Origin of the sequence: Promicromonospora sp. NPDC060204 (assembly GCF_042728455.1) — a bacterium.
Lineage (GTDB): Bacteria > Actinomycetota > Actinomycetes > Actinomycetales > Cellulomonadaceae > Promicromonospora.
Genome location: NZ_JBHWZO010000219.1, coordinates 1 through 10,888 on the forward strand (window position 1 = coordinate 1; position 10,888 = coordinate 10,888).

Here is a 10,888-nt window from a genome sequence, read left to right on the forward strand (position 1 = left end):
CGCTGAGGTAGCAGTGCTACCTCAGCGTTACCCCGCCCGAGGGGTAGTGCTTACCTGCCGGTCCGAGGCCGCGACCGTAGTGGTCGGGCCCCGGCCGTGCCGATCACGCCTCGACGACCACCGGCACGATCATCGGCTTGCGCCGCAGCCGGGTGGCTACGTAGCGACCGATGGTCCGGCGCATGATCTGCTGCAGCTGGTGCGTGTCCGTGGCCCCGCCCGCGATCGCGTTCTCCAGCGCCGCGGTGACCTCCGGCATCACCTTGTCGAACACCGAGGCATCCTCGGCCATACCTCGCGCCAGCACCTGCGGCGGTGCCAGCACCTTACCCGTCGCCGTGTCGATCACGGCGAAGACTGAGACGAAACCCTCCTCGCCCAGGATCACGCGGTCCTTGAGCTCGGCCTCGGTGATCTCCCCGACGGACGAGCCGTCGACGTACACGTACCCGCACGGCACGGCGCCGACCACGGAGGCCTTGCCGTCCACGAGGTCCACGACCACGCCGTCCTCGGCGAGCACCACGCGGTCGGCCGGCACGCCGGTCCGGACCGCGAGCGCCCCGTTGGCCACGAGGTGGCGCACCTCGCCGTGCACCGGCATGACGTTCTTGGGCTTGAGGATGTTGTAGCAGTACATGAGCTCGCCGGCCGAGGCGTGCCCGGAGACGTGCACCTTGGCGTTGCCGCCGTGCACCACGCGCGCGCCGAGGCGGGTGAGCCCGTTGATGATGCGGAACACGGCGTTCTCGTTGCCCGGGATCAGCGACGAGGCGAGGATCACGGTGTCGCCGTACTCGACCTGCACCTTGTGGTCGCCGTTGGCCATGCGCGAGAGCGCCGCCATCGGCTCGCCCTGCGAGCCGGTGGACATGTAGACGATCTGGTCGTCGGGCACCGAGTCGGCCTTCTTCAGGTCGATCAGCACGCCCGGCGGCACGTCGAGGTAGCCGAGGTCGGCGGCGATGCCCATGTTGCGCACCATGGAGCGCCCCACCAGGGCGACGCGGCGGCCGTGGGCGTGCGCGGCGCGCAGCACCTGCTGCACGCGGTGCACGTGGGAGGAGAACGACGCGACGATGATCCGCTTGTCGGCGTGCGCGAACACGTTGTCGAGCACGGGGCCGATCTCGGCCTCGGGCGTCACGAAGCCGGGCACCTCGGCGTTGGTGGAGTCCACCATGAAGAGGTCCACGCCCTTCTCGCCGAGGCGGGCGAAGGCGCGCAGGTCCGTGATGCGGCCGTCGAGCGGCAGCTGGTCCATCTTGAAGTCACCGGTGTGCAGCACGGTGCCGGCGGCGGTGGTGACCGCCACGGCGAGCGCGTCCGGGATGGAGTGGTTGACCGCGACGAACTCGCAGTCGAAGATGCCGAGCTTCTCGCGCTGCCCTTCCTTCACCTCGAGGGTGTAGGGCTTGATGCGGTGCTCCTTGAGCTTCGCCTCGATGAACGCGAGCGTCAGGCGCGAGCCCACCAGGGGGATGTCCTTGCGCAGGCGCAGCAGGTACGGCACGGCACCGATGTGGTCCTCGTGGCCGTGCGTCAGCACGATCGCCTCGATGTCGTCGAGACGGTCCTTGATGTAGTCGAAGTCCGGCAGGATCAGGTCGACGCCGGGCTGGTTGTCCTCGGGGAACAACACGCCGCAGTCGATGACGAGCAGCTTGCCGGCATGCTCCAGGACCGCCATGTTGCGTCCCACCTCGCCCAGGCCGCCGAGGGCGACCACGCGCAGACCGCCTTCGGGCAGTGCTGGGGGCAGGGACAGTTCGGGGTGAGGATGACTCACGTGGCCTCCAAGGCCTCGTTCCAACAGAAAGTTTCAGTGCCCGGCGGAGCTCGCCTGAGCGAGCTCATTCACCTCGGGCTGGTGTGCGGTGTCGTCGACGCGCAGCAGGCCGGCCTCGGCCAGCACCGCGCGCAGTGCGGCGACCTCGTCGTCCGACGCGGCGACGTTCGGCAGACGCAGGAAGCGGTTGTCCGTGACGCCGAGGATCTCGACGGCGGCCTTGGCCATCACGGCCTGGGCGCCCGCGCCGTTCAGGGCGTCGATCACACCGGTCGTGGTACGGAAGACCTCGATCGCCCCGGCGATGTCGCCGGCGTCGAACCGGCGGACCGTCTCCGCGAAGTGAGCGCCGACCACGTGGGCCGACACGGACACGATACCCGCACCGCCGACGCTCAGGAACGGCAGCAGCAGGCCGTCGTCGCCGGAGTACCACGCCAGACCGGTCTCACCGATGAGCTTGCTGGCGGAGTAGACGTCGCCGGTGGCGTCCTTGTTCGCGACGATCCGGGGGTGCCGGGCCAGGCGCCGGTAGGTCTCGGGCGCGATGCGCACCACGGTGCGGCCGGGCACGTCGTACAGCATCACGGGCAGGTCGGTCGCGTCGGCGACGGCCACGAAGTGCTGGTACAGGCCCTCCTGGCTGGGCCGCGAGTAGTACGGCGAGACGACGAGCAGGCCGTCCGCGCCGGACTCCGCGGCCTGCTCGGCCATGCGGATCGCGTGCACGGTGTCGTTGGAGCCGGCGCCCGCCACGACGGCGGCGCGGTCGCCCACGGCCTCCACGACGGCGGCGACGAGCTCTTCCTTCTCCGGGGTGTGCGTGACCGGCGACTCACCGGTGGTGCCGGACAGGACGATGCCGTCGTTGCCGTCGTCCACGAGCTTCTTCGCCAGCTTGACCGCTGCCTTCAGGTCCACGGCGCCGTCGGGCGTCATCGGGGTGACCATGGCAGTCAGGACCGCGCCGAACGGGCGCGCGGGATCAGTGGGAAGAACCATGGCCCTACCGTACCGTTCTCCGCCCCGTCACCGGGCTTGTGGCCGCCGACCCGCCGGGCGTTCTCCCGACGGGCACAAGGGCTCACGCACCGCGCTCACGCCGGTTCGACGAGCAGCTCCAGCCGGGCGGCGGCGCCGGCGACGTCGTCGTTGACGAGGCGCAGCAGGTCGCAGGTCCGCGCGACGTCCGCCAGACCCGCCGCGTAGGCGGCACCTGACGGCGCTTGCGCCGACATGGATACTCGGAATATGACGGCGACGACGCTCTCCCCCGCCCTCGTGGCGCACCTGCCCACCGGACTGCTGATCGACGGGCACTGGGGCCCCGCGTCCGGCCGCGCCACGTTCGAGGTCACCGACCCGGCGACGGCCCAGCCCATCTTCGACGTCTCCGACGCCACCCCCGCGGACGCCGTGCGCGCCCTCGACGCCGCCCACGCCGCGGCCCCCGCCTGGCGCGCCGTGCCGCCCCGCGAACGCTCGGAGCTGCTGCGCGCCGTGTTCGTCCGCCTCATCTCGCGCGCCGACGACATCGCCGCGCTCATCACCGCAGAGGCCGGCAAACCCCTGGCCGAGGCGCGCGCCGAGGTGATCTACGGCGCCGAGTTCCTGCGCTGGTTCGCCGAGCAGGCCGTCCGCGCCGACGGCCTGGTGCGCACGGCGCCGTCGGGCGGCAACAAGCAGTACGTGAGCCGCCGGCCCGTGGGACCGTCGCTGCTCATCACGCCCTGGAACTTCCCGATCGCCATGGCCACCCGCAAGATCGCCCCCGCGCTCGCCGCTGGCTGCACCGTGGTGGTCAAGCCCGCCGAGCTCACCCCGATGACCACCCTCCTGGTCGCGGAGATCATCCGGTCCGAGGCGGCCGGCCGGGGCCTGCCCACGGGCATCGTCAACGTGGTCCCGACCACGCAGGCAGGCCCCGTGACCGAGCCCCTGTTCGAGGACCCCCGCCTGCGCAAGGTCTCGTTCACCGGCTCGACCCGCGTGGGCCAGATCCTGCTCGCCCAGGCCTCGAAGAACGTGCTGCGCAGCTCGATGGAGCTGGGCGGCAACGCGCCGTTCGTCGTCTTCGAGGACGCCGACCTCGACGCCGCCGTGCAGGGCGCCCTGATCGCCAAGCTGCGCAACTCCGGCCAGTCGTGCGTGGCGGCCAACCGCTTCCTGGTCCACGACGCCGTCGCGCGCCCCTTCGCGGAGAAGTTCGCCACCGCGGTGGGCGCGCTGGTCACCGCCCCGGGCAACCAGCCCGGCGCCCAGGTGGGCCCGCTCATCAACGAGGCCGCGGTCGAGAAGGTGAGCGACCTCGTGGACGACGCGGCCGCGCACGGCGCGCAGGTGCTCACCGGCGGTGGGCGTCTCGATCGCCCCGGCCACTTCTACGAGCCCACGGTCCTCACCGGCGTCAGCGCGGACGCGCGGGTCGTCACGGAGGAGATCTTCGGCCCGGTGGCCCCGATCGTCGCCTTCGGGTCCGACGACGAGGCGTACGAGCTGGCCAACGGCACCCCGTTCGGGCTGGCCGCCTACGCGTACACGACGTCGCTCGCGCGGGCCCAGCGCGCGATGGACGAGATCGAGGCCGGGATGATCGGCATCAACCGCGGCCTGGTGTCCGACGCGAGCGCCCCGTTCGGCGGCGTCAAGGCCTCCGGGCTGGGCCGCGAGGGCGCCGAGGCGGGCATGGAGGAGTACCAGGAGACGGTGTACGTGGCGCTGTAGCGGGGCCGCGCGGCCGGCGGTCGTGACCCGGGCGGCGGCGTCCGGAGCGCGGGCGTTGTGCCGGGCCGGTCCGGCGACCACGTAGCCTCACAGCGTGAAGGTCCTCCCCACCGACCCGGCGGCCCGGGCCGCCGTCCGCCAGGGCGTGAGCGTCTCCGTGGCGACCGGCCTGTACGGCATCTCGTTCGGCGCCCTGTCCGTCGCGGCAGGCATCGGCCTCGGTCCGACGATGGCCCTGAGCCTGCTCATGTTCTCGGGCGGCTCGCAGTTCGCCCTCGTCGGCGTGATCGGCGCGGCGGGCACGCCCGTCGCCGCGATCGCCACCGCCACGCTGCTCGGCCTGCGCAACACCCTGTACGGCGCGGTGGTCTCGCCGCTGCTCCAGGTGCGCGGCTGGCGGCGCCTCGCGGCGGCGCAGGTCACGATCGACGAGTCGACGGCGGTCGCCGTCGCCCAGCCGGACCCCGCCGCATCCCGGATCGGGTTCTGGGTCACCGGGGTCGGCGTCTTCGTGCTCTGGAACGCGTTCGTGCTGCTCGGCGCGCTGGCCGGCGACGCCCTGGGCGACCCGCGGGCCTGGGGGCTCGACGCCGCCGCTGCCGCCGCGTTCCTCGCCCTGGTCTGGCCGCGGCTGGCGCCGCGCCGCGCCCAGGTCGTGGCCGGGCTCGCCGTCGTGGCCACCACGGCGCTCATCCCGTTCGTGCCGCCAGGCATCCCCGTGCTGGCCGCGGCCGCCGTCGCGATCGTCGTGGGACTGGTCGCGCCGACGTCGCCGTCCGCCGTCGTGCCGCCGGTCGATCTGCCCGACGACGACATGTTCGCCGACGACGAGGCGTCCACCGACAGCCCCGAGAACGAGACCGACCGGGAGCCCGCCCGATGACCACCGCCGCCCTCTGGACCACCGTGCTCGTGGCCTCGCTGGCCTGCTTCGCGCTCAAGCTCGGCGGGCACCTCGTGCCGCGCTCGTGGCTCGCCTCGGAACGTGTCTCCCGGGTCACGACGCTCGTCACGGTGGCCCTCCTGGTCTCGCTCGTCGTGGTCCAGGGCTTCGCCGACGGCCGCACGCTCGTCGTCGACGCCCGCGTGCCCGCGCTGGCGGTCGCGGCCCTGGCCCTCGCCCTGCGCGCCCCGTTCATCCTGGTGGTGGTGCTGGCCGCGGCCACGGCGGCCGGCCTGCGCGCCCTGGGCTGGGGCTGACGCGCACCGCTCCGGCGGCGGGCGCTAGGGTTCTGTGATGGCCCTGTTCCGCGAGACCGCAGACGTGTCCGTCCGCCCCGCCGTCGCCGGTGACGAGTCGGCGGTGACCGACGTGCAGGTCGCGTCCTGGCGCTCGACCGGCGTGCTGGGCGAGGGGGTGCTCGAGGCGCTCGACGTGCCCGCCATGCGCGAGCGCTGGGCGTCGGCGATCACGTCGCCGCCCGGGCCGGGGTTCGCCGTGTTCGTGGCGCTCGCCGGTCCCAAGGTCGTCGGGTTCGCCGCCGTCTCCCCGGGCCAGGTGCTCTCGCTCGAGGTGCTGCCCGAGGTGCAGCGCGGCGGGCACGGCTCGCGGCTGCTGGCCGCCGCCGTCGACCGGCTCCGCGCGGACGGTTCCGACACCGTCACCACGTGGGCCCTGGTCGACGACGCGGCGCGCGCCTCCTTCCTGAAGGCCAGCGGCCTCGGCGAGGACGGCCGCAGCCGCACGCTCGCCACGGGCGTGCGCGAGGTCGTCGAGCACCGCTGGTCCGCCCAGATCTGACGCCGTCCCGGCGCGTCCGCGCCGCCACGCTCGGCCCCGCCATGTTCGGCAGGCGAACTGAAGGTTTCACGCCCACGTGACAGTCCCGTGACACGACCTTGCGACCATCGGCGGCATGGGGATTCGCACGGAGTACTTCGCAGCACCCACCGACGAGGTGGCGGCGACGGCGCTCCACGCGCCCGGCGGGCCGTCCGAGCCCGACCTGCGCACCGACCAGCCGCGCTTCGACTCCGTCGCCGTGCCGGCCGTGGACCCGTTCGTGATGCTCGGCGGGCTGGCCGGCGTGCTGTCCGGCCGGCCGTACGCGGAGGTCACGGCGCACCCGCGCCACGGAGCGCTCGTCGGCAGCGGCGGCGAGGAGGGGCCGTGGATCGTGACGGTCGCCCAGACCCTCGTGGACGACCTCGCCTCCGCCGGCCCGACCCGCCTGGCCCAGGCCGCCCGCGAGTGGTCCGGCACGACGACGCCCGCCGTCTCCCCGCAGGCCCTCGTCACGGCGCTGCTCTCTCTCGGAGCGCTCGCCGCCCGCGCGGCCGACGAGCGGCTGGGGATGTACTGCTGGACGAGCCTGACCGACTGAGGACCGACCCGTGGGACGAGCGGGAGGACCTCGTCTGCATGGAACGCAGCGTGGAAACATGGCGCGACCCGGGCCGGAGAGGTGCTTCACTTTCCCGGTGAACCGCACCCGCAACCCGCTCTGGCGGACCTTAGTCGAGCTCCGTGGCAACCCTCGCGCCTGTGTGTGGACCGAGCCGCTGTGGGGGCTGTCCATGGCCCTGGTGCTGCCGTACGCGTCCGTGTTCATGCTGGCCCTGGGCCTGCACGACGAGCAGATCGGCCTGCTCGCGACCATCGCCATGATCTCCCAGGTCGGCTTCGGGCTGGCCGGTGGCATCATCACGGACCGGCTCGGCCGGCGCGCCACGACGGCGTGGTTCGACGTGATCGCCTGGGTGATCCCGTGCCTGCTGTGGGCGTTCGCGGAGAACTTCTGGTTCTTCCTCGCGGCGTCGCTGGTGAACGGCGCCCTGCAGGTGACGCAGAACTCGTGGGACTGTCTCATGGTCGAGGACGCCGAGCGGGGGCAGATCACCAGGATCTACTCGCTGGTCAAGGTCGCGGCCGACTGCTCGGCGCTGTTCGCGCCGCTCGCCGCCCTCCTGGTCGCCCAGCTCGGGCTCGAGCCCGCCGTCCGCATCCTGTACATCAACGCGGCGATCGTGATGACGGTGAAGATCGTCTGGCTCTACCTGTGGTCGAAGGAGACCCGGCAGGGCGAGGTCCGCATGGCCGCCACCCGCGGGCACAGCGTGTGGCACCTGCTGGCCGGGTACCGCGGGGTGCTCGGGCTGCTGCTGCGCTCGCGCGGGTCGCTCCTGGCGCTGGCCATCGCCGCGCTGACGGCGGCGGTCACGCTGGTCAACGGCACGTTCTGGCAGGTGGTGGCCAGCCAGCACCTGAACGTGCCGGACGCGCTGCTGCCGTTCTTCCCGATGGTCCGCTCGGTGCTGTCGGTGGTCTTCTTCTTCACGCTCATCCCGCTGCTGACCACCGCCGTGGACCTGCGGCGCGCCACGCTGCTGGGGTTCGGCGTGCACCTCGCCGGGCAGGTCGTGCTGGTCGCGATCCCCGCGTCGGCGGGCGGCGCGACGGCGTCCACGTACGCGTTCCTCGGCCTGTGCCTGCTGCTGGACAGCTTCGGCGCGGGCATGCTCTTCATGCTCTCGGAGTCGCTCGTGGCGCTGCACGTGGACGAGGCCGAGCGGTCGCGCGTGATGGCGCTCCAGCGCACGTGCATCATGCTCGCCGCAGCGCCGTTCGGCTGGATCTCCGGCTGGCTTTCCGGGATCGACCGCACCTACCCGTTCATGCTCACGTCGGTGCTGCTCGTCGCCGGGCTCGTGCTGGTGGCGGTGCGGTGGGTGCCGACGCACCTGGGGACGGAGGCCGTACCGGCGTCCGAGGCCGCCTGACGACGCTCCCTCGCGGCCGGGGCACCGCCCGGCGGGCAGTGCCCTCAGGCGGTGCGGAACAGCCGCGACGCGCGCCGCAGCGCCTCGCGGGCGCGGCGGCGGTCGCCGGACGCGTCGTAGGCGAAGGCCAGGTGGTACCAGGCGCGCCAGCTCTCGGGCGTCGCCTCGACGGCCGCGCGGTACGGCTCGAAGGCCTCGTCGGCGGCGGTGCGGTCGATGCGTCCGCCGGGCGAGCGCGGGAGGTCGTCCACGGGGAGGTCGCCCTCGGCGAACAGCTTGTCCGCCATGCGCTGCACGGTCGCCGCGAGCCAGTACTCGCGCGCGATCAGCCCGATGACCAGCAGCGGGATGATCAGCACACCCAGGCCGATGGCGATCAGGACCGGCTCGCCGGTGCGCATCATCGAGACGCCGCGCCCGGCGATCTGCCACACGTACAGCGCGAGCAGCGCCGTCACGGCGATGGCCCCGGGCAGTCCCCGGGGCAGCCTCCGGCGCGACGACGTCGGCGCGGACTCGCTCACGACAGGTCCAGCACGTTCTCGAGCCCCACGGTCAGCCCGGGCCGGGACACCACGGACCGGATCGCGAGCAGCACGCCCGGCATGAACGAGGCCCGGTCGAACGAGTCCTGCCGGATCACGAGCTGCTCGCCCTCGTTGCCGAACAGGATCTCCTCGTGCGCCACGAGCCCGCGCAGCCGCACGGCGTGCACGCGCACCCCGTCGACGTCGGCGCCGCGGGCGTCCCAGCCCGTCTCGGTCGCGTCCGGCGACGGGCCGCGGCCGGCCTCGGCGCGCGCCCGGGCGATCGCCGCGGCGGTGTGCCGGGCGGTGCCCGACGGCGCGTCCACCTTGTTCGGGTGGTGCAGCTCGACGACCTCGGCCGACTCGAAGTAGCGCGCCGCCTTCGCGGCGAACGTCATGGCGAGCACGGCCGAGAGGCCGAAGTTCGGGGCGATGAGCACGCCGAGCGCGCTCGTGCTGCCCTGGCCCCCGGGCGACAGCTCCGCGAGGTGGGCCGAGACCCGCGCGCGGGAGGCGTCGTCCCATCCCGTGGTGCCGACCACGGCGTGCGCGCCGGCGTCGAGCACCGCGTGCACGTTGGCCTCGGTGATCGCCGGCACGGTGAAGTCCACCGCGACGTCGGCCCCGGCCAGGGTCTCGGCGGAGACGGTGTCGCCGCGCCCGAGCCGGGCGACGAGCTGGAGCCCGTCGGCCGCCTCGACCGCGGCGCAGGCCTGGGTGCCCATGCGCCCGGTCGCACCGAGCACGGCCACCTTGATGTCACTCACGATCTACACCCTAGTTCCTCGCTGAGTGCTGGATATCTGCGCTTCCGAGGCGTCCGGAAGCGCAAATAGCCAGCACTCAGCGGTGCGGTTCAGTTGTCGAACGGGCCCACGCGGACCACCGAGCGCGGCCGCGCCGCGAGGTCCTGCGCCAGGTCCTGCACGTCGGCGGCCGTGACCGCCTGGATGCGCTCGAGCGACTCGGCCAGCGACAGCAGGTCGCCGTACACGAGCTCGGCCTTGCCCAGGCGGCTCATCCGCGACCCGGAGTCCTCCAGGCCGAGCACCGTGCCGCCCGAGAGCTGCCCCACGGACCGCTTGAGCTCGGCCTCGGTGATGCCGTCGCGCGCGAGCTTCTCGAGCTCCTCGACGAGCAGCTCGGTGACCTGGTCCGCCTTGGCGGACGCGCAGCCCGCGTACAGGCCGAACGTGCCGAGGCCGCCGTGCGCGGAGGCGAACGAGTACGTCGAGTACGCCAGGCCCCGCTTCTCGCGGATCTCCTGGAACAGCCGCGACGACATGCCGCCGCCGAGCACGGCGTTCAGCACGGACAGCGCGAAGCGCCGGTCGTCCGTGGCCGAGATGCCCGTGGAACCCACGATGATGTTGGCCTGCTCGACGGCGCGCTTCACGGTCAGCTCGGCGCCCGCCTCGGGCACGCCGGCCCGGTCCTCCGTGGAGGGGCGGCGGTCGCGCGGCCGCGTCGCGGCGTCGAGCTCCCAGCCGCCGTCGGTCAGGGCCTGCGTGACCTGCTGCACGAGCTTGTCGTGGTCGATGCCGCCGGCCGCCGTGACGACCAGGGTCTCCGGCCGGTAGTTCCAGCGGTAGTGGTCCCAGACGGCGTCGCGCGGGACGGCGTTGATCGTCTCCGGCGTACCGCCGATGGGGCGGCCCAGGGCGTGGTCGCCCAGCACGACGGCGGAGAACTGCTCGTGCACGACGTCGGTCGGGTCGTCGTCGTTCATCGCGAGCTCTTCGAGGATGACGCCGCGCTCGGTCTCGAGCTCGTCGGTGTCCAGGCGCGCGGACGTGACCATGTCGGAGATGACGTCGACCGCCATCGGCAGGTCGGAGTCCAGCACCCGCGCGTAATAGCAGGTGTGCTCCTTGCCGGTGGCCGCATTGGCCTCACCGCCGACGGCGTCGAACGCCTCGGCGATGTCCATCGCGGACCGGCGGGCCGTGCCCTTGAAGAGCAGGTGCTCCAGGAAGTGCGTCGAGCCGAAGTGGCCGTCGGTCTCGTCCCGCGAGCCGACGCCGATCCAGGCGCCCACCGTGGCCGAGCGCTGGCCCGGCATGTTCTCGGTGAGCACACGGACACCGCCGGGCAGGACGGAGCGACGGATCGTCGCGCCGTCCTGCCC

12 protein-coding genes are annotated in these 10,888 nt (G+C 73.0%); 6 read left to right on the top strand and 6 right to left on the bottom strand.

All coding sequences use genetic code 11. The annotated features are described in order from the left end of the window. Nucleotides 1-103: 103 nt before the first annotated feature. The 3 genes from ACFWEJ_RS22300 to ACFWEJ_RS22310 all read right to left on the bottom strand — a co-directional run bounded on the left by ACFWEJ_RS22300 (nt 104) and on the right by ACFWEJ_RS22310 (nt 3,027). Nucleotides 104-1,789 carry a ribonuclease J gene (locus ACFWEJ_RS22300; protein ID WP_377231379.1) on the bottom strand — a complete coding sequence of 562 codons (1,686 nt, stop codon included), beginning with the start codon at nt 1,787-1,789 and terminating at the stop codon, nt 104-106. Between the two features lie 33 nt (nt 1,790-1,822). Continuing rightward, nucleotides 1,823-2,791: a 4-hydroxy-tetrahydrodipicolinate synthase gene (gene dapA / locus ACFWEJ_RS22305; protein ID WP_377231380.1), complete on the bottom strand. Its 969-nt coding sequence runs from the start codon at nt 2,789-2,791 to the stop codon at nt 1,823-1,825. Nucleotides 2,792-2,886: 95 nt separating this feature from the next. Then, the gene (locus tag ACFWEJ_RS22310; RefSeq protein ID WP_377231381.1) at nt 2,887-3,027 is read right to left on the bottom strand and encodes a hypothetical protein; all 141 of its coding nucleotides are present in this window, start codon (nt 3,025-3,027) and stop codon (nt 2,887-2,889) included. 13 nt (nt 3,028-3,040) lie between these two features. Between ACFWEJ_RS22310 and ACFWEJ_RS22315 the strand changes: the two genes are divergently transcribed. The 6 genes from ACFWEJ_RS22315 (at nt 3,041) to ACFWEJ_RS22340 (ending at nt 8,233) form a co-directional block, all read left to right on the top strand. Then, complete coding sequence (locus tag ACFWEJ_RS22315; RefSeq protein WP_377231382.1) at nt 3,041-4,513, top strand: NAD-dependent succinate-semialdehyde dehydrogenase; 1,473 nt, start codon at nt 3,041-3,043, stop codon at nt 4,511-4,513. A gap of 94 nt (nt 4,514-4,607) precedes the next feature. Further along, complete coding sequence (locus ACFWEJ_RS22320; RefSeq protein ID WP_377231383.1) at nt 4,608-5,396, top strand: AzlC family ABC transporter permease; 789 nt, start codon at nt 4,608-4,610, stop codon at nt 5,394-5,396. Continuing rightward, nucleotides 5,393-5,713, top strand: a complete 321-nt coding sequence (locus ACFWEJ_RS22325; protein WP_020016801.1) for an AzlD domain-containing protein — start codon at nt 5,393-5,395, stop codon at nt 5,711-5,713. The genes ACFWEJ_RS22320 and ACFWEJ_RS22325 overlap by 4 nt, the downstream gene beginning before the upstream one ends. Before the next feature lie 37 nt (nt 5,714-5,750). Continuing rightward, entirely contained in the window at nt 5,751-6,254 is a 504-nt protein-coding gene (locus tag ACFWEJ_RS22330; RefSeq protein ID WP_377231384.1) for a GNAT family N-acetyltransferase, read from the top strand. A gap of 115 nt (nt 6,255-6,369) precedes the next feature. Continuing rightward, nucleotides 6,370-6,837 (top strand): hypothetical protein, encoded by a 468-nt coding sequence (locus ACFWEJ_RS22335; protein ID WP_377231385.1) that lies wholly within the window; start codon nt 6,370-6,372, stop codon nt 6,835-6,837. Nucleotides 6,838-6,934: 97 nt separating this feature from the next. Beyond that, nucleotides 6,935-8,233 carry an MFS transporter gene (locus tag ACFWEJ_RS22340; RefSeq protein ID WP_377231386.1) on the top strand — a complete coding sequence of 433 codons (1,299 nt, stop codon included), beginning with the start codon at nt 6,935-6,937 and terminating at the stop codon, nt 8,231-8,233. A 44-nt stretch (nt 8,234-8,277) separates the two neighbouring features. Here ACFWEJ_RS22340 and ACFWEJ_RS22345 read toward each other — a convergent pair whose 3' ends face one another. The 3 genes from ACFWEJ_RS22345 to ACFWEJ_RS22355 form a co-directional block, all read right to left on the bottom strand. Beyond that, nucleotides 8,278-8,757 carry a tetratricopeptide repeat protein gene (locus ACFWEJ_RS22345; protein ID WP_377231387.1) on the bottom strand — a complete coding sequence of 160 codons (480 nt, stop codon included), beginning with the start codon at nt 8,755-8,757 and terminating at the stop codon, nt 8,278-8,280. After that, entirely contained in the window at nt 8,754-9,527 is a 774-nt protein-coding gene (dapB, locus tag ACFWEJ_RS22350; protein ID WP_377231388.1) for a 4-hydroxy-tetrahydrodipicolinate reductase, read from the bottom strand. Before dapB ends, ACFWEJ_RS22345 begins: the two co-directional genes overlap by 4 nt. 89 nt (nt 9,528-9,616) lie before the next feature. Beyond that, the coding region (locus ACFWEJ_RS22355; protein WP_377231389.1) for a M16 family metallopeptidase at nt 9,617-10,888 on the bottom strand (1,272 nt) is incomplete at its 5' end.

Excerpts from the sequence above, each read along its gene's own strand:
- dapA (WP_377231380.1), bottom strand. The coding sequence starts at position 2,791 with ATGGTTCTTCCCACTGATCCCGCGCGCCCGTTCGGCGCGGTCCTGACT.
- ACFWEJ_RS22310 (WP_377231381.1), bottom strand. The coding sequence starts at position 3,027 with ATGTCGGCGCAAGCGCCGTCAGGTGCCGCCTACGCGGCGGGTCTGGCG.
- ACFWEJ_RS22315 (WP_377231382.1), top strand. The coding sequence starts at position 3,041 with ATGACGGCGACGACGCTCTCCCCCGCCCTCGTGGCGCACCTGCCCACC.
- ACFWEJ_RS22325 (WP_020016801.1), top strand. The coding sequence starts at position 5,393 with ATGACCACCGCCGCCCTCTGGACCACCGTGCTCGTGGCCTCGCTGGCC.
- ACFWEJ_RS22330 (WP_377231384.1), top strand. The coding sequence starts at position 5,751 with ATGGCCCTGTTCCGCGAGACCGCAGACGTGTCCGTCCGCCCCGCCGTC.
- ACFWEJ_RS22335 (WP_377231385.1), top strand. The coding sequence starts at position 6,370 with ATGGGGATTCGCACGGAGTACTTCGCAGCACCCACCGACGAGGTGGCG.